16 protein-coding genes are annotated in these 16,364 nt (G+C 60.5%); 10 read left to right on the forward strand and 6 right to left on the reverse strand.

Features of this window, described 5'->3' with window-relative positions:
- Positions 1–199: 199 nt before the first annotated feature.
- The 3 genes from L2A60_RS03565 to L2A60_RS03575 are packed head-to-tail and all read right to left on the reverse strand — an operon-like array spanning position 200 to position 1,135.
- Complete coding sequence (locus tag L2A60_RS03565) at positions 200–535, reverse strand: type II toxin-antitoxin system PemK/MazF family toxin (RefSeq protein WP_235703000.1); 336 nt, start codon at positions 533–535, stop codon at positions 200–202.
- Positions 525–722: a DUF2281 domain-containing protein gene (locus tag L2A60_RS03570; RefSeq protein WP_235703001.1), complete on the reverse strand. Its 198-nt coding sequence runs from the start codon at positions 720–722 to the stop codon at positions 525–527. Before L2A60_RS03570 ends, L2A60_RS03565 begins: the two co-directional genes overlap by 11 nt.
- A gap of 26 nt (positions 723–748) precedes the next feature.
- A complete protein-coding gene (locus L2A60_RS03575; protein WP_235703002.1) occupies positions 749–1,135 on the reverse strand; it encodes a helix-turn-helix domain-containing protein in 387 nt (128 codons plus the stop codon).
- Positions 1,136–1,235: 100 nt separating this feature from the next.
- Here L2A60_RS03575 and L2A60_RS03580 point away from each other — a divergent pair, with 100 nt between their 5' ends.
- The 4 genes from L2A60_RS03580 (at position 1,236) to L2A60_RS03595 (ending at position 7,277) form a co-directional block, all read left to right on the forward strand.
- Positions 1,236–4,325: a CHC2 zinc finger domain-containing protein gene (locus L2A60_RS03580; RefSeq protein ID WP_235703003.1), complete on the forward strand. Its 3,090-nt coding sequence runs from the start codon at positions 1,236–1,238 to the stop codon at positions 4,323–4,325.
- A gap of 4 nt (positions 4,326–4,329) precedes the next feature.
- Positions 4,330–5,325 carry a site-specific tyrosine recombinase XerC gene (gene xerC, locus L2A60_RS03585; protein ID WP_235703004.1) on the forward strand — a complete coding sequence of 332 codons (996 nt, stop codon included), beginning with the start codon at positions 4,330–4,332 and terminating at the stop codon, positions 5,323–5,325.
- A 731-nt stretch (positions 5,326–6,056) separates the two neighbouring features.
- Positions 6,057–6,431 carry a hypothetical protein gene (locus L2A60_RS03590; RefSeq protein ID WP_235703005.1) on the forward strand — a complete coding sequence of 125 codons (375 nt, stop codon included), beginning with the start codon at positions 6,057–6,059 and terminating at the stop codon, positions 6,429–6,431.
- Positions 6,432–6,782: 351 nt separating this feature from the next.
- The gene (locus L2A60_RS03595) at positions 6,783–7,277 is read left to right on the forward strand and encodes a hypothetical protein (protein ID WP_235702999.1); all 495 of its coding nucleotides are present in this window, start codon (positions 6,783–6,785) and stop codon (positions 7,275–7,277) included.
- 482 nt (positions 7,278–7,759) lie between these two features.
- On the opposite strand, the gene L2A60_RS03600 is transcribed toward L2A60_RS03595, so the two are convergent.
- The 3 genes from L2A60_RS03600 to L2A60_RS03610 are packed head-to-tail and all read right to left on the reverse strand — an operon-like array spanning position 7,760 to position 8,695.
- Positions 7,760–8,095 (reverse strand): type II toxin-antitoxin system PemK/MazF family toxin, encoded by a 336-nt coding sequence (locus L2A60_RS03600; protein WP_235703000.1) that lies wholly within the window; start codon positions 8,093–8,095, stop codon positions 7,760–7,762.
- Complete coding sequence (locus L2A60_RS03605) at positions 8,085–8,282, reverse strand: DUF2281 domain-containing protein (protein ID WP_235703001.1); 198 nt, start codon at positions 8,280–8,282, stop codon at positions 8,085–8,087. Before L2A60_RS03605 ends, L2A60_RS03600 begins: the two co-directional genes overlap by 11 nt.
- Positions 8,283–8,308: 26 nt before the next feature.
- Positions 8,309–8,695, reverse strand: coding sequence for a helix-turn-helix domain-containing protein (locus tag L2A60_RS03610; protein ID WP_235703002.1), 387 nt, complete (start codon positions 8,693–8,695; stop codon positions 8,309–8,311).
- Between the two features lie 100 nt (positions 8,696–8,795).
- Here L2A60_RS03610 and L2A60_RS03615 point away from each other — a divergent pair, with 100 nt between their 5' ends.
- From L2A60_RS03615 to L2A60_RS03640, 6 genes are all read left to right on the forward strand, one after another.
- Positions 8,796–11,885, forward strand: a complete 3,090-nt coding sequence (locus L2A60_RS03615) for a CHC2 zinc finger domain-containing protein (protein WP_235703003.1) — start codon at positions 8,796–8,798, stop codon at positions 11,883–11,885.
- A 4-nt stretch (positions 11,886–11,889) separates the two neighbouring features.
- Positions 11,890–12,885 (forward strand): site-specific tyrosine recombinase XerC, encoded by a 996-nt coding sequence (gene xerC / locus L2A60_RS03620; RefSeq protein ID WP_235703004.1) that lies wholly within the window; start codon positions 11,890–11,892, stop codon positions 12,883–12,885.
- A 310-nt stretch (positions 12,886–13,195) separates the two neighbouring features.
- A complete protein-coding gene (locus tag L2A60_RS03625) occupies positions 13,196–13,615 on the forward strand; it encodes a hypothetical protein (protein WP_235703006.1) in 420 nt (139 codons plus the stop codon).
- A 732-nt stretch (positions 13,616–14,347) separates the two neighbouring features.
- Positions 14,348–14,716 (forward strand): prepilin-type N-terminal cleavage/methylation domain-containing protein, encoded by a 369-nt coding sequence (locus L2A60_RS03630; protein ID WP_235703007.1) that lies wholly within the window; start codon positions 14,348–14,350, stop codon positions 14,714–14,716.
- Entirely contained in the window at positions 14,713–15,372 is a 660-nt protein-coding gene (locus L2A60_RS03635; RefSeq protein WP_235703008.1) for a prepilin-type N-terminal cleavage/methylation domain-containing protein, read from the forward strand. The genes L2A60_RS03630 and L2A60_RS03635 overlap by 4 nt, the downstream gene beginning before the upstream one ends.
- Before the next feature lie 7 nt (positions 15,373–15,379).
- On the forward strand, positions 15,380–16,357 hold the full coding sequence (locus L2A60_RS03640; RefSeq protein ID WP_235703009.1) for a PilN domain-containing protein: 978 nt from the start codon (positions 15,380–15,382) through the stop codon (positions 16,355–16,357).
- Positions 16,358–16,364: the final 7 nt, after the last annotated feature.

Consider the following 16,364-nt stretch of genomic DNA (forward strand, 5'->3'; position numbering starts at 1 on the left):
CCAGTCCGAACAAAGAACGGGCGGTTTTGTTGCCGCGAAGCGGGACAGAAGAGAGACACGAGAGAGACAGAAGAGGGACAGCAGAGAGACAGCAAGGTGAGCTATATGGACCAATGCACCCTTGGTGCTTTTGGTACCTCGATAAAAAACATAACCGGCCCGTAAGATGCAGCACTGACTTCATGTGCTGGCGGCCCCGTTACGCCAAAACCTGAGAGATTGAACTTTTGAGAGCGGCCTGATCGGCGGTGACGAGCGTGCCGAGCTGGCGGATGATGAGGGCTTGTTCCAGCGTGGCGAAAACCGGCTTGACGGCGGAGGGTTTGAGCAGGCCGGCCGCCTGCCAGTCGCGGAGCCAAACTTCCCCGAGGGTGGGGCTGGGGCGGAACTGGCTGGTGATCGCCATCAACACGATATCCGGCTTGACGCGGTTGTAGGCCAGATTGCTGACGACGACGGCGGGCCGCTGCTTTGATGCGGTCTGGCTGGTGAAGGGGAACGGGACGAGGACGACATCGCCAAACTCAAAGGGCATCGTAGGCGTCATCTTCCGGGTTGTTCCAGATCGCGGCGAAGGCGGGCGCACTCACGGCACCGGCGGCGCGGGTGAGCGAACGCTCCTGCTCGCGGGCGGCGATGAACTCGACAAAATCCTCGATCTCGGCGATCCGCTCGACCGGCAGCGCCTGAATTTTTTCGAGCAAGGGTTGGATGTTCGGCATGATTGATCCTCAGATGATGAAGGCGGCTAAGCGGCGAGCACCCGGTCGATTTTTGAACGCTTGATCAGGCTATCCATGAGGATCACCAAAGCTTTTTGATCCTCATCGGGCAATGCGTCGATCTCATTGAGCATGGCGTGCAGCTTGAGGTTATGGATGACCGGCTGGTGCGTGCTCTTCTCCCGCCCGACCAGGACATCGAGGGAAACGCCGAGAATATCGGCAATTTTGACGATGGTATCGAGTTGCGGCACCGCAGTGCCACGCTCCCACCGATTATAGACCCTTGGGTTGACACTGAGCATGTCAGCCAGCCGTATTTGGGTAATTTTGCGCTCCTTGCGGGTGCTCTGCAACCGCTCTGCAAACATCGTCATATCCAGCCTCGCCGTTCCATTATGGATGGCAATCATCGTACACCCCCTCTGAAAACGGCTTGCGAATCTTCACCTATAAGGATAACCATAAATAGACTTAATTGTCTATTGACGTGTTTTGGAGGAAATATCGCTCATGGCCCGTATCCCGGCATCAGAATTAGAGCGGCTAAAGGTGGAAGTGTCGCTGGTCCGGCTGATTGAGGAGGCCGGGATCAAGCTGGCGCGCCGGGGCAAGGACTACACCGCGTGTTGCCCATTCCATGCGGAGGACACCGCCTCGCTGGTGGTGACGCCGGATAAAAACCTGTTCCACTGTTTTGGTTGCGGGGTGGCTGGCGGGCCGGTTGACTGGGTGATGAAGCGCAACGGGGTCAGCTTCCGTCATGCCATCGAACTTTTGCGCGAGGGTTTTGCTCCGGTGACGGAGTCGACGGTGAAGCGGACCCCAATGCGGGCCTTACCGCCGCCGGTGTCGTTCGATGCCGATGACCAGGCGCTGCTGAACCAGGTGGTGGATTATTACCACGAGACTTTGAAGCAAAGCCCGGAGGCGCTGGCCTATTTGCAGGCGCGCGGCCTGGTGCATGGCGAGCTGGTGCAAAAATTCCGGCTGGGCTACGCGAACCGGACCCTGGGGCTTCGCCTGCCGGAAAAGACCCGCAAGGCGGGCGCCGATTTACGCGCCCGGTTGGAGCGGATCGGGATTTACCGGGAGAGCGGGCACGAGCATTTTAACGGCAGCCTGGTGGTGCCGATTCTCGATGAGGGCGGCAACGTCACCGAGCTTTATGGCCGCAAATTGCGCGACGATCTGCGCCCCGGTACGCCGAAGCATCTTTATCTGCCCGGCCCGCACAAGGGCGTGTGGAATCTGGACGGCATCGCGGCGGCTGGCGAAGAAATCATCCTCACCGAGTCGCTGATCGACGCGATGGCGTTCTGGTGCGCGGGGTTCCGCAATGTGACGGCCTGCTACGGCACAAGCGGTTTTACCGAGGATCATCTGGCGGCGTTCCGCGGCGCCGGGATTCTGCGCGTACTGATTGCCTTCGACCGTGACCCGGCCGGAGAGCGGGGCGCGGGCGAGGTGAGCGAGCGGCTAAGGAAAGAAGGTTTTTGCTCCTACCGGGTGGAGTTCCCGAAAGGGATGGATGCGGCGGAATATGCGTTGAAGGTGACGCCCGCCGCCAAGTCGCTGGGTGTACTGATTCGCAAGGCGGTGTGGCTGGGGCAAGGCCAGGCGCCCGCCATCACCAGCGCGCCGCGCGATCTTTTGCTCCCCGAACCGCCATTGTCCTCACCGGAAACAACCGGGCCGGAGCCAATCAGCCTCCGACCGAACCCCGTCCTTCCCTTAGCCGCTAAGGAAGAAGACACACCCGAGCTGGTTGCCGCTTTGCCCCTGGCGCCTTTGCCAGCGGCGCGTGTTCCGGCCCCGGCGGAGGACATCCCGGCCGAGGTGAGCGAGACGGAAACGGTGTTCAGTTTTGGTGATCGGCGCTGGCGGGTGCGTGGCTTGGCCCGCAATTTGGCGCATGACGTGCTGAAGGTGAATCTGCTGGCCTCTTGCGGGGCCGCGTTCCATGTCGATGCGCTCGATCTGTATAATGCCCGCGCGCGTACAAGTTTTTTGACCCAGGCGGCGATAGAGTTGCAGGTGCCGGAGGATGTGCTGAAGGCCGATCTCGGCCGGGTGCTGCTGAAACTGGAGGAGTTGCAGGACGAGGCGATCAAGAAGGCCCTGGCGCCCAAACTGGCCGAGGCCGTGACGATGGACGAGGAAGCACGGCACGCCGCCCTTGCCCTGCTGAAAAGCGAGAATTTGCTGGCCAGAATTCTGGCGGATTTTGATGCCTGCGGCATCGCTGGCGAAGGCACCAACAAGTTGGTCGGCTATCTGGCGGCAGTCTCGCGCAAATTGGCATCACCCTTGGCTGTGGTGATTCAATCGTCGAGTGCGGCCGGTAAATCGGCGTTGATGGAGGCGGTGCTGGCCTTCGTGCCGCCGGAGGAGCGTGTGCAGTACAGCGCGATGACGGGGCAAAGCCTGTTCTACATGGGCGAGATCAGCCTGAAGCATCGGATTCTCGCACTTGCCGAGGAGGAGGGCGCGGCGCGGGCAAGCTACGCGCTCAAACTTTTGCAGTCGGAGGGCGAGCTGACCATTGCCAGCACCGGCAGCGATCCTAAGACCGGCAACCTGGTGACGCAGGAATACCGGGTCGAGGGGCCGGTGATGCTGATGATGACGACCACGGCGATTGATATTGACGAGGAGCTGATGAATCGCTGCCTGGTGCTGGCGGTGGATGAGGACCGCGAACAGACCCGCGCCATCCACCGGCTGCAACGGCAAAAGCGCACCTTGGCCGGGCTGGTGCGCCGGCATGAGAAGCAGGCGATTCTGGATTTGCACCGCAACGCGCAGCGGCTGTTGCGCCCGCTCGCCGTGGTGAATCCCTACGCCGACCGGCTCACTTTTTTGGACGACCGCACCCGCACACGGCGCGACCATGAGAAATATCTGACGCTGATCGACGCCATCACGCTGCTGCACCAGCACCAGCGCCCCATCCGCAGCGCCGTGGTCGAGAGCAAGCCGGTGGAATATGTCGAGACGATGCTGGCCGATATCGAAATCGCCAATCGGCTGGCGCATGAGGTGCTGGGCCGCAGCCTGGACGAATTGCCGCCGCAGACCCGCCGGATGCTGGCGGTGGTTTTTGCCCATGTGCAGGAATCGGCGAACGCCAAAGCGATCCGGCCAAATGACGTGCGGTTCAGCCGGGCCGACATTCGCAGGCGGGCGGGCCTGGCTGACACGCAATGCCGCCTGCATCTGGACCGCCTGGCCGCGCTGGAATTTTTGCTGACCCATCGCGGCAGCCGAGGCCAGAGTTTTGAGTATGAGTTGTTGTTCGATGGCGACATCGCGGCCGGTGCGCCGCATCTGCCGGGGTTGATCGAGGTGGACTCGCTTTGTTCCGCGCCTATGACGGCAAGTTCGCGGGGTGAAACGCCACAGTTGGCGGGGCCATCGCGGGGGCATGGCGGGGCCAACGCGGCCCCTTCGCGGGTTGCCAAATCACCCGCAAAGCCAGGCGCAGAAAAGGGTTTTGAGGAATCCCCGGAGCCAGAGCCGGAATCGCACCCCCTACGGGTGAACGGCCATGCCGGGTCATACTCGCAAACCGCCATCCTTCCCTTAGCCGCTTCGGCGTGAGCCGATGCCCCGCCCTCGCGTGGCCCGGCGCAAACCGCCACCACCTCCGCCCGCGCAAAATCTGCTGACCGCGTATCAAGCTGCGTTCCATGAATGGGAGGCGGTGACCGGCTACTCGGCGCGGACAATCGAACAGCAACGCTTTGCCATCGGCCGGTTTATCCAGTGGTGCGGCGAGCGTGGGCTGGCCCGGCCGCAGGACATCACGCGGCCAATTCTGGAACGCTACCAGCGCGCGATCTATCACCATCGCAAGCGTAACGGCCAACCTTTGGGCGCCAGTTCGCAGCTCAACATGCTGCTGCCGCTGCAAGCCTGGTTCAAATGGCTCACCCGGCAGAACCACCTGCTCTACAATCCGGCGGCCGATCTGGACCTGCCGCGCAAGCCAAAAACCCTGCCCAAAGGGCTGCTGACCATCGCCGAGATCGAATCGGTGCTGGGCCAGGCCGACCCGGCCACGCATGAGGGCATCAGGGCGCGGGCGATTCTGGAAACCCTGTACTCGACCGGTATCCGCCGCATGGAGGTGGTGGGGCTAAAACTGCATGAGGTCGATACCGAGCGCGGGGCGCTGATGGTCCGGCTGGGCAAGGGCGCCAAAGACCGGCTGCTGCCGATCGGGGCGCGGGCCTGTGCCTGGGTGAACAAATACCGTGACGAGGTGCGGCCGTTGCTCGCCATCGGCCATGACGATCAGACCTTGTTCCTCGATGATGATGGCAAGGCGTTCGAGCCTGGCCGACTGGGCGATCTCGTGAAACGGCATCTGCAAGCCGCCGGCATCCACCAGCCAGGCGCTTGCCACCTGTTCCGCCATGCCTGCGCCACCCACATGCTGGAAAACGGCGCCGATATCAGGTTCATCCAGGTCATGCTCGGCCACGAAAAGCTGACCACCACCCAGATCTACGCCCAGGTCAGCATCGCCAAGCTCAAGGAAATCCACGACGCCACCCATCCCGCCAAACTAAACCGGCAGAAATCCGCCGAAATCTGAGAGCGCGCACCGGCCGGACGCTGGGCACCGGCCCTAACCCCAACTCCCTCTTAGCCGCTCTCCCGGCCGCGCCACACCCACGGCCCCGGCCGCATACTCGTGCCTCTTGCAACTATCGCGTCTCCGGGCAAAACTACGCACCTGAGAAATTTTACACCGGGAGGATGCCGCCTTCTTCGATTCCGCCGCGCCAACCCGTTGGTTTGCCTTGGAAAACTCGCCAACGGTAGGGCCGCAGGCGCCGGAGAAACTTAGATATCTCTTTAGTCGCGCTGCTCAAGCAGAGGCGAATGGGCAGAACCCGTTAGATCAGATCGGCCAAGGACTGGAATACATTAGCGGTCAGATTGAGTCGGCCTTCGACGCAGTCACCGGCGAAACACAGAATTTTTACGATAGCTTACTCGGGGTCAATGACACCCAGCTTACCAGCGTTAACAATACCCAGCTTGGTGGCCCGCCACTCCAGCAGCTTGGTGGCCCACCACTTATGATGGCCGCAGCTGGGGATTACGCATGCGAAGGATTTTCAGCTGGCTGTCAGAACGGTGGCTCTTGGGGCACAACGGGAGGGTATAATGTTAGTGGTAGGATACTTTGCTATGACTGCGCCCTTAGAATGCTTGGCCTCGAAGATGAACCTCGCTCCGTACAATCTGAGACAATGGAACATTTCGAGATTGGGGATGGGGACTGATCGTAATCTTGGATGAGAATTTGAGGTCAAAGTAATGACAGATCATGCCAAAACCATTTTGGATTTGTCCGTCGGAGATTTTTTTCATGCCGCAAGTGCAAGTGGCGCTAAAATTATATGCTTAGTCACGGCAATCACAAGTACACACATTCAAGCCAGAAACATAACCCGTCAAATATGCCTTGATTTCGACCGGCAAACTGGTTTTGCGAAGTGGGGTAACAAGAGCGCCTTATGTAGCATTGATTCGATCAAGCCTTTACCGCCTGAAATCCATGACGTTTTTTTGGGGCTTGATAGAAGATATCGGTCAGGGCAAGGGCCAGAAGCAGCTAAATTGCTTGATGCAGAAAAGCGTGCGCTCGCTTTTGCCCGCACCCATTATTCCTCAAACCCTTTGCCTCTTTAGTAACGCTGATTCAGAGGGCTTTCGGGACAGGCGCTATAAAAAACGCGATTAACCTGACGCCCTCCTTGCTTCCATCCTCCCTTCATGTGCTCGTCCGATCAAGGACGCTCGCCATGCTCGCCCTTTGGGCTGTGCGTGGCTCCGCGCCGCCTGCGGCGGTGGCCGCTGGTGCGGCCATCCTTTGACGGCCTGCGCGCATTGCGGGATTCTGGATTTGGCCGGGGCGCGGAAACGGCCCCTAACCGAACCCGGAAACGGAATTTTCTGCCGGGCGCCCTGATGCCGAACGATGCACGGAACGATCCACTGAATTAAGTTCCTGGCGCCTGGCTTTTGCCTTATCCTCCCGTCATGCCCAAGCCCGCGACTTTTACACCGGCTGAGATATCGGCATTGGCTTCCCGGCTCGGTGAGGTCTGGCGGCCGGGGAGCCAGATCACGCCGTGGCTACGGGACAATGCGGATCGGCTGACAAAACTGAACCGCGAGGAGCGGTTTAGCTGGGCGGCGGTGGCGTCGGCATTGAACGAGGTTGGGATTATGTACCGCACGGGCAACCCCTGGACGGCGACCAACCTGGCCAAGGCAGTCAGCGAGGTCCGCCCCGGTGGACGCGCGAATCCGACGTCCGAGCGCAAAGCCGAACTCGCGGCCTGGAGAGCCGACCAGGATGCCGTAAAGGCCCAGGAGGATGCGGCGTTTGCTGTCGCGTGGGAAACCATGCCCCGCGATGAGCAAGACGAACTGCTTGATCAGTGGCGCCAGACGGATGAATTATTCGGGACGGCCGCTGCCCGGTTTTTATCGAGATCGGGTTATCGTAAGGCGCGGCCTGGAGAGACCTAAACCATCTCCAGCTCAATGATCGCCCGCCATCATTCAGTGGATCATTCTGAAGATTCGTCTGAGCTACATTCTGAGCTATATTCAGAGCATCAATCCGTTGTTCTTTCTGAGGTCACTTCCGGGCTAATCCCGGCTTTTTGTTGTGGTATTATGTTATGCGTTTACTACAGACCAAGGCATCCTAGCGGATACTTTGAACGTGCAACGAAAACCCGGCCAAAACCCTCAAAAATGCGCCTTCTGGGTTTTTGCTCCCAGGGACGGGGCGAAGAACAAGTTTTTGCCAGTCCGAACAAAGAACGGGCGGTTTTGTTGCCGCGAAGCGGGACAGAAGAGAGACACGAGAGAGACAGAAGAGGGACAGCAGAGAGACAGCAAGGTGAGCTATATGGACCAATGCACCCTTGGTGCTTTTGGTACCTCGATAAAAAACATAACCGGCCCGTAAGATGCAGCACTGACTTCATGTGCTGGCGGCCCCGTTACGCCAAAACCTGAGAGATTGAACTTTTGAGAGCGGCCTGATCGGCGGTGACGAGCGTGCCGAGCTGGCGGATGATGAGGGCTTGTTCCAGCGTGGCGAAAACCGGCTTGACGGCGGAGGGTTTGAGCAGGCCGGCCGCCTGCCAGTCGCGGAGCCAAACTTCCCCGAGGGTGGGGCTGGGGCGGAACTGGCTGGTGATCGCCATCAACACGATATCCGGCTTGACGCGGTTGTAGGCCAGATTGCTGACGACGACGGCGGGCCGCTGCTTTGATGCGGTCTGGCTGGTGAAGGGGAACGGGACGAGGACGACATCGCCAAACTCAAAGGGCATCGTAGGCGTCATCTTCCGGGTTGTTCCAGATCGCGGCGAAGGCGGGCGCACTCACGGCACCGGCGGCGCGGGTGAGCGAACGCTCCTGCTCGCGGGCGGCGATGAACTCGACAAAATCCTCGATCTCGGCGATCCGCTCGACCGGCAGCGCCTGAATTTTTTCGAGCAAGGGTTGGATGTTCGGCATGATTGATCCTCAGATGATGAAGGCGGCTAAGCGGCGAGCACCCGGTCGATTTTTGAACGCTTGATCAGGCTATCCATGAGGATCACCAAAGCTTTTTGATCCTCATCGGGCAATGCGTCGATCTCATTGAGCATGGCGTGCAGCTTGAGGTTATGGATGACCGGCTGGTGCGTGCTCTTCTCCCGCCCGACCAGGACATCGAGGGAAACGCCGAGAATATCGGCAATTTTGACGATGGTATCGAGTTGCGGCACCGCAGTGCCACGCTCCCACCGATTATAGACCCTTGGGTTGACACTGAGCATGTCAGCCAGCCGTATTTGGGTAATTTTGCGCTCCTTGCGGGTGCTCTGCAACCGCTCTGCAAACATCGTCATATCCAGCCTCGCCGTTCCATTATGGATGGCAATCATCGTACACCCCCTCTGAAAACGGCTTGCGAATCTTCACCTATAAGGATAACCATAAATAGACTTAATTGTCTATTGACGTGTTTTGGAGGAAATATCGCTCATGGCCCGTATCCCGGCATCAGAATTAGAGCGGCTAAAGGTGGAAGTGTCGCTGGTCCGGCTGATTGAGGAGGCCGGGATCAAGCTGGCGCGCCGGGGCAAGGACTACACCGCGTGTTGCCCATTCCATGCGGAGGACACCGCCTCGCTGGTGGTGACGCCGGATAAAAACCTGTTCCACTGTTTTGGTTGCGGGGTGGCTGGCGGGCCGGTTGACTGGGTGATGAAGCGCAACGGGGTCAGCTTCCGTCATGCCATCGAACTTTTGCGCGAGGGTTTTGCTCCGGTGACGGAGTCGACGGTGAAGCGGACCCCAATGCGGGCCTTACCGCCGCCGGTGTCGTTCGATGCCGATGACCAGGCGCTGCTGAACCAGGTGGTGGATTATTACCACGAGACTTTGAAGCAAAGCCCGGAGGCGCTGGCCTATTTGCAGGCGCGCGGCCTGGTGCATGGCGAGCTGGTGCAAAAATTCCGGCTGGGCTACGCGAACCGGACCCTGGGGCTTCGCCTGCCGGAAAAGACCCGCAAGGCGGGCGCCGATTTACGCGCCCGGTTGGAGCGGATCGGGATTTACCGGGAGAGCGGGCACGAGCATTTTAACGGCAGCCTGGTGGTGCCGATTCTCGATGAGGGCGGCAACGTCACCGAGCTTTATGGCCGCAAATTGCGCGACGATCTGCGCCCCGGTACGCCGAAGCATCTTTATCTGCCCGGCCCGCACAAGGGCGTGTGGAATCTGGACGGCATCGCGGCGGCTGGCGAAGAAATCATCCTCACCGAGTCGCTGATCGACGCGATGGCGTTCTGGTGCGCGGGGTTCCGCAATGTGACGGCCTGCTACGGCACAAGCGGTTTTACCGAGGATCATCTGGCGGCGTTCCGCGGCGCCGGGATTCTGCGCGTACTGATTGCCTTCGACCGTGACCCGGCCGGAGAGCGGGGCGCGGGCGAGGTGAGCGAGCGGCTAAGGAAAGAAGGTTTTTGCTCCTACCGGGTGGAGTTCCCGAAAGGGATGGATGCGGCGGAATATGCGTTGAAGGTGACGCCCGCCGCCAAGTCGCTGGGTGTACTGATTCGCAAGGCGGTGTGGCTGGGGCAAGGCCAGGCGCCCGCCATCACCAGCGCGCCGCGCGATCTTTTGCTCCCCGAACCGCCATTGTCCTCACCGGAAACAACCGGGCCGGAGCCAATCAGCCTCCGACCGAACCCCGTCCTTCCCTTAGCCGCTAAGGAAGAAGACACACCCGAGCTGGTTGCCGCTTTGCCCCTGGCGCCTTTGCCAGCGGCGCGTGTTCCGGCCCCGGCGGAGGACATCCCGGCCGAGGTGAGCGAGACGGAAACGGTGTTCAGTTTTGGTGATCGGCGCTGGCGGGTGCGTGGCTTGGCCCGCAATTTGGCGCATGACGTGCTGAAGGTGAATCTGCTGGCCTCTTGCGGGGCCGCGTTCCATGTCGATGCGCTCGATCTGTATAATGCCCGCGCGCGTACAAGTTTTTTGACCCAGGCGGCGATAGAGTTGCAGGTGCCGGAGGATGTGCTGAAGGCCGATCTCGGCCGGGTGCTGCTGAAACTGGAGGAGTTGCAGGACGAGGCGATCAAGAAGGCCCTGGCGCCCAAACTGGCCGAGGCCGTGACGATGGACGAGGAAGCACGGCACGCCGCCCTTGCCCTGCTGAAAAGCGAGAATTTGCTGGCCAGAATTCTGGCGGATTTTGATGCCTGCGGCATCGCTGGCGAAGGCACCAACAAGTTGGTCGGCTATCTGGCGGCAGTCTCGCGCAAATTGGCATCACCCTTGGCTGTGGTGATTCAATCGTCGAGTGCGGCCGGTAAATCGGCGTTGATGGAGGCGGTGCTGGCCTTCGTGCCGCCGGAGGAGCGTGTGCAGTACAGCGCGATGACGGGGCAAAGCCTGTTCTACATGGGCGAGATCAGCCTGAAGCATCGGATTCTCGCACTTGCCGAGGAGGAGGGCGCGGCGCGGGCAAGCTACGCGCTCAAACTTTTGCAGTCGGAGGGCGAGCTGACCATTGCCAGCACCGGCAGCGATCCTAAGACCGGCAACCTGGTGACGCAGGAATACCGGGTCGAGGGGCCGGTGATGCTGATGATGACGACCACGGCGATTGATATTGACGAGGAGCTGATGAATCGCTGCCTGGTGCTGGCGGTGGATGAGGACCGCGAACAGACCCGCGCCATCCACCGGCTGCAACGGCAAAAGCGCACCTTGGCCGGGCTGGTGCGCCGGCATGAGAAGCAGGCGATTCTGGATTTGCACCGCAACGCGCAGCGGCTGTTGCGCCCGCTCGCCGTGGTGAATCCCTACGCCGACCGGCTCACTTTTTTGGACGACCGCACCCGCACACGGCGCGACCATGAGAAATATCTGACGCTGATCGACGCCATCACGCTGCTGCACCAGCACCAGCGCCCCATCCGCAGCGCCGTGGTCGAGAGCAAGCCGGTGGAATATGTCGAGACGATGCTGGCCGATATCGAAATCGCCAATCGGCTGGCGCATGAGGTGCTGGGCCGCAGCCTGGACGAATTGCCGCCGCAGACCCGCCGGATGCTGGCGGTGGTTTTTGCCCATGTGCAGGAATCGGCGAACGCCAAAGCGATCCGGCCAAATGACGTGCGGTTCAGCCGGGCCGACATTCGCAGGCGGGCGGGCCTGGCTGACACGCAATGCCGCCTGCATCTGGACCGCCTGGCCGCGCTGGAATTTTTGCTGACCCATCGCGGCAGCCGAGGCCAGAGTTTTGAGTATGAGTTGTTGTTCGATGGCGACATCGCGGCCGGTGCGCCGCATCTGCCGGGGTTGATCGAGGTGGACTCGCTTTGTTCCGCGCCTATGACGGCAAGTTCGCGGGGTGAAACGCCACAGTTGGCGGGGCCATCGCGGGGGCATGGCGGGGCCAACGCGGCCCCTTCGCGGGTTGCCAAATCACCCGCAAAGCCAGGCGCAGAAAAGGGTTTTGAGGAATCCCCGGAGCCAGAGCCGGAATCGCACCCCCTACGGGTGAACGGCCATGCCGGGTCATACTCGCAAACCGCCATCCTTCCCTTAGCCGCTTCGGCGTGAGCCGATGCCCCGCCCTCGCGTGGCCCGGCGCAAACCGCCACCACCTCCGCCCGCGCAAAATCTGCTGACCGCGTATCAAGCTGCGTTCCATGAATGGGAGGCGGTGACCGGCTACTCGGCGCGGACAATCGAACAGCAACGCTTTGCCATCGGCCGGTTTATCCAGTGGTGCGGCGAGCGTGGGCTGGCCCGGCCGCAGGACATCACGCGGCCAATTCTGGAACGCTACCAGCGCGCGATCTATCACCATCGCAAGCGTAACGGCCAACCTTTGGGCGCCAGTTCGCAGCTCAACATGCTGCTGCCGCTGCAAGCCTGGTTCAAATGGCTCACCCGGCAGAACCACCTGCTCTACAATCCGGCGGCCGATCTGGACCTGCCGCGCAAGCCAAAAACCCTGCCCAAAGGGCTGCTGACCATCGCCGAGATCGAATCGGTGCTGGGCCAGGCCGACCCGGCCACGCATGAGGGCATCAGGGCGCGGGCGATTCTGGAAACCCTGTACTCGACCGGTATCCGCCGCATGGAGGTGGTGGGGCTAAAACTGCATGAGGTCGATACCGAGCGCGGGGCGCTGATGGTCCGGCTGGGCAAGGGCGCCAAAGACCGGCTGCTGCCGATCGGGGCGCGGGCCTGTGCCTGGGTGAACAAATACCGTGACGAGGTGCGGCCGTTGCTCGCCATCGGCCATGACGATCAGACCTTGTTCCTCGATGATGATGGCAAGGCGTTCGAGCCTGGCCGACTGGGCGATCTCGTGAAACGGCATCTGCAAGCCGCCGGCATCCACCAGCCAGGCGCTTGCCACCTGTTCCGCCATGCCTGCGCCACCCACATGCTGGAAAACGGCGCCGATATCAGGTTCATCCAGGTCATGCTCGGCCACGAAAAGCTGACCACCACCCAGATCTACGCCCAGGTCAGCATCGCCAAGCTCAAGGAAATCCACGACGCCACCCATCCCGCCAAACTAAACCGGCAGAAATCCGCCGAAATCTGAGAGCGCGCACCGGCCGGACGCTGGGCACCGGCCCTAACCCCAACTCCCTCTTAGCCGCTCTCCCGGCCGCGCCACACCCACGGCCCCGGCCGCATACTCGTGCCTCTTGCAACTATCGCGTCTCCGGGCAAAACTACGCACCTGAGAAATTTTACACCGGGAGGATGCCGCCTTCTTCGATTCCGCCGCGCCAACCCGTTGGTTTGCCTTGGAAAACTCGCCAACGGTAGGGCCGCAGGCGCCGGAGAAACTTAGATATCTCTATAACCAATGCGCAAACGGGGGGTGCTTCGGCGGAATCACTGGGGGTGTGAGTTCCTATGCCGAGGCGGAAGGACGTGCGTTATATGGCGCGGTATTTGGGGCTGGCCAAGCGGCCGCCGAGCAGCCTCTTGATCAGCTATATGTCTATGGCGGTGTACAAGCTGAAAGTACGGTAGGTGCCGGAGTGTCAGAAGGTATGGGTGTATATTATTCTCCAGGAGGAAAAGTTGTAGGCTCTTATGTTTCGTTTGGACCCACGGCAGGATTAGCTGCGGGAGTTTCCCAAGTTTATGGAATAAATATTGGCAATTTGGCAGGCGCAGGAACTTCAGTAACATTCGCTGGAGGTGAAGCTTCTGTTTCATTAAATTTTGATAAATCGGGGAGTTTTGAAGGAGTTTCTGGGGGTCCATCGGAGAAAATTGGATTTAGTGTAGCAAAAACACAAACATCTATTTTACCATGAGGAATTTTTCAGATATTTTAGGCCCACTTTTCTTAGGAATAATCATATTGCTTGGGGTATATTCTTCTATAAAATTTAATAAAGAAAAAGATAAATTAAAAAATACCGGTGGGATAAAGCCGAGGGGGCTACCGACGGGATTTTTTAACGACAAAAATAGGGGAAATTTGTTTTATTATTGGAATAAATCAAATAAATTATTTAATATATTCATATTATTTGCTGTACTATTCTTCGTAATCCTACATTATATAGATGTACTACTGAAGTAATATTTTGAACGTTTTATTATCAAAACTGAGTTGGAGAAGAGATTCATGTGGACGCCGACCAGTCGCGCGCAGCATAGCCGAGCGGGCCTGCGCTATGGAAGTGACCCGACGGGCGTCGATCAGAACCGTCGCTTCTCTTGCAATGTCGGAAATCTCATATCATCCTGCTGCGATGAACCTCACGTGCTAACCCGACTCGAAATAGACTTTGACAGGTAAAAGCGTGAACCCGATGCTACACGGAATGAACAAACCAGACCCAGGGGCGGATGAAGGAAAGCAGGACGAAGCCGTAAAACTGCTGGCGATTTGGTTGTATCTGGCGACGATACCCCGGCTGTTCTTCATCTGACGTAGCAATGCTCGCTGAGTGCAAACTACATTGTGGCAGGCATTGTAAACGGTATGCATCGATTTTTGGACCATAATGACTTGCGACAGAATAATTCAAGCCGATCAAGTGCCCACTGAAGGCTTCACCCTTCTTGAGGTTTTGGTTGCCTTGGTCATTCTGGGCCTTGCGCTGGGGCTGCTGACCGGGGCGATTGCCGACAGCCTTGCCCGAGCCGAACGGATCGCCACCGAAGACCATGCCGTGGCCCTGGCCGATTCCCTGCTCGCCGGCCTTGGCCGCGATACGCCATTACGGCTCGGCGTCACCAGAGGCCACAAGGACAATTTGTTCTGGCGCCTCTCGGTCGCGCCGAACCCCGGTCCCCGCACCGCCCCGCCACTCGACCGGGTCGTGCTCTCGATCGCGGCGCGATCCGGTCCTGTCATCGGCCAGTGGCGCACGTTGCGGGTCGCGCCCCGGCAACCCGCATCATGATCCGATCTGCCGAACACCGAGGCAGCGATGGATTCACCCTCCTCGAAATGCTGGTCGTCCTTGCTCTGTCAGGCATGTTGATCGCGGTGCTTGCCGGGGTGATCTCGCTGGGTATCGCCGCTCGGGCAAGAGTGACGGCGGTCACGACGAACCAGCGGGATTTCGCCGATTTCCGGCGGATTCTAACCCGCGAACTCGGCCGCGCCTATCCGGCGTTCGTCGTCCACGGCCACGCCGGCAGCGTCGATTTCACCGGCACGTCCGATAGAATGACGTTCCTGGCCCCCGCGCTCGATGCGCAGGGACAGGGCATGGCCCGATTTCACCTGGCGTTCGCGCGGCGACAGGGCAAGGCGGCGATCCTGATCCGGACCGCCCTCGCGACGCCGACTCCCGGCCCGACACGCACAGCCGGTTTCGCGAGGGGACTGGCGTCTCTGAGAATCGCTTATTTCGGCCGTCCCCGCAGTGGAGGCACGCCACGCTGGCAGGATAGCTGGATCGCACGCCTGTCCCCGCCCAGCCTGGTCGCCATCCGGGTCGCTTTCCCGAAGGGCGACCGGCGGTCCTGGCCCGCACTGGTCATCCATCCGGGGATCGACGCCGACGTGACTTGCATGATCGACGTCGCCACCCATCGCTGTGCGGGCCGGTAGCCGAGCCATGACATCTCTCGCCAGGCAGAACCCCGCGGTCGCTCTCGAAGTGCTGGGCGAGACCTGGCTGCGCGAGCTTCTGGCGGCCCTGCCGCCGAAATGGCGGAAGCGCTTCGGTGCGGAAGGCTGGCGGATCGTTCAGCCCGAAGCTCCCGCTATTGGATGGACCGGCCACGAGACTTCACCGGTTGCGATATCCGTCCCGCCCCAGGATGTTCTGGTCCGCAGGATCGAGCTGCCGCTGGTCTCGCGGTTTCGCCTGGCCGGGCTGATGCGGTTTGAGGCGCCGCGCCATATTCCGCTGCCGCCGGACCAGGTGCGGATCGATTTCCGGGTGGCGCGGCGCGACCTTGCCGCGTCGCGGATGCTGGTCGAACTGGCGATCATCCGGGTTGAAACGATCGAAGCCGCCCGGAGCGAGACAATGAAGGCCGGGCTCGAGCCCGAAGCGGTCTATCTCGCGACCGAATACGGTCCCTGGTTCGCCCGTCGCTTTCTCGCAAGGCATTGGCGGGAGATCTGGCTGACCCGGCGGCGCCAGCGGCACTATCTGAGGGTTCTCGTTGCGAGCCTGTTGATCCTGACCGCGGTCCTGGGAGCCCAGCACTGGGCTGAACGACTTGCGCGGGATCGGCAGGCCGCCATGCTTGCCGCCCGCAAGGAGGCGGCCGGGATCGAGCCGCTCCGTAAACAGCTCACGGTACTGAATGGTAAGCTCGCTTTTCTGGCGGCGGCACGTCACCGGCCCTCTGCTGCCGTGGTTGCCGAGGAAGTGGCACGCCTGCTGCCCGACGATGCCTGGCTCCAGGAACTGGACATCCAGGATCGAACCGTGCGGCTGGTCGGCACCGCGCGCGATGCCAGCGATCTGCTAAGGGTATTTTCCGTGTCGCCGTTGTTCAGCGACGTGCGGTTCGAGGCGCCGCTCATCCCTTCGCCTGGAACCGGCGGTGTTCGGTTTGATATCGTGTTGAATCTGCGATAGCACGTGG

This window comes from Acidiphilium iwatense (assembly GCF_021556475.1).
In the GTDB taxonomy this organism is placed as follows: Bacteria; Pseudomonadota; Alphaproteobacteria; order Acetobacterales; family Acetobacteraceae; genus Acidiphilium; species Acidiphilium iwatense.

Excerpts from the sequence above, each read along its gene's own strand:
- L2A60_RS03635 (WP_235703008.1), top strand. The coding sequence starts at position 14,713 with ATGATCCGATCTGCCGAACACCGAGGCAGCGATGGATTCACCCTCCTC.
- L2A60_RS03610 (WP_235703002.1), bottom strand. The coding sequence starts at position 8,695 with ATGATTGCCATCCATAATGGAACGGCGAGGCTGGATATGACGATGTTT.
- L2A60_RS03640 (WP_235703009.1), top strand. The coding sequence starts at position 15,380 with ATGACATCTCTCGCCAGGCAGAACCCCGCGGTCGCTCTCGAAGTGCTG.
- L2A60_RS03580 (WP_235703003.1), top strand. The coding sequence starts at position 1,236 with ATGGCCCGTATCCCGGCATCAGAATTAGAGCGGCTAAAGGTGGAAGTG.
- L2A60_RS03565 (WP_235703000.1), bottom strand. The coding sequence starts at position 535 with ATGCCCTTTGAGTTTGGCGATGTCGTCCTCGTCCCGTTCCCCTTCACC.
- xerC (WP_235703004.1), top strand. The coding sequence starts at position 4,330 with ATGCCCCGCCCTCGCGTGGCCCGGCGCAAACCGCCACCACCTCCGCCC.
- xerC (WP_235703004.1), top strand. The coding sequence starts at position 11,890 with ATGCCCCGCCCTCGCGTGGCCCGGCGCAAACCGCCACCACCTCCGCCC.
- L2A60_RS03570 (WP_235703001.1), bottom strand. The coding sequence starts at position 722 with ATGCCGAACATCCAACCCTTGCTCGAAAAAATTCAGGCGCTGCCGGTC.
- L2A60_RS03605 (WP_235703001.1), bottom strand. The coding sequence starts at position 8,282 with ATGCCGAACATCCAACCCTTGCTCGAAAAAATTCAGGCGCTGCCGGTC.
- L2A60_RS03595 (WP_235702999.1), top strand. The coding sequence starts at position 6,783 with ATGCCCAAGCCCGCGACTTTTACACCGGCTGAGATATCGGCATTGGCT.
- L2A60_RS03575 (WP_235703002.1), bottom strand. The coding sequence starts at position 1,135 with ATGATTGCCATCCATAATGGAACGGCGAGGCTGGATATGACGATGTTT.
- L2A60_RS03590 (WP_235703005.1), top strand. The coding sequence starts at position 6,057 with ATGACAGATCATGCCAAAACCATTTTGGATTTGTCCGTCGGAGATTTT.
- L2A60_RS03615 (WP_235703003.1), top strand. The coding sequence starts at position 8,796 with ATGGCCCGTATCCCGGCATCAGAATTAGAGCGGCTAAAGGTGGAAGTG.
- L2A60_RS03600 (WP_235703000.1), bottom strand. The coding sequence starts at position 8,095 with ATGCCCTTTGAGTTTGGCGATGTCGTCCTCGTCCCGTTCCCCTTCACC.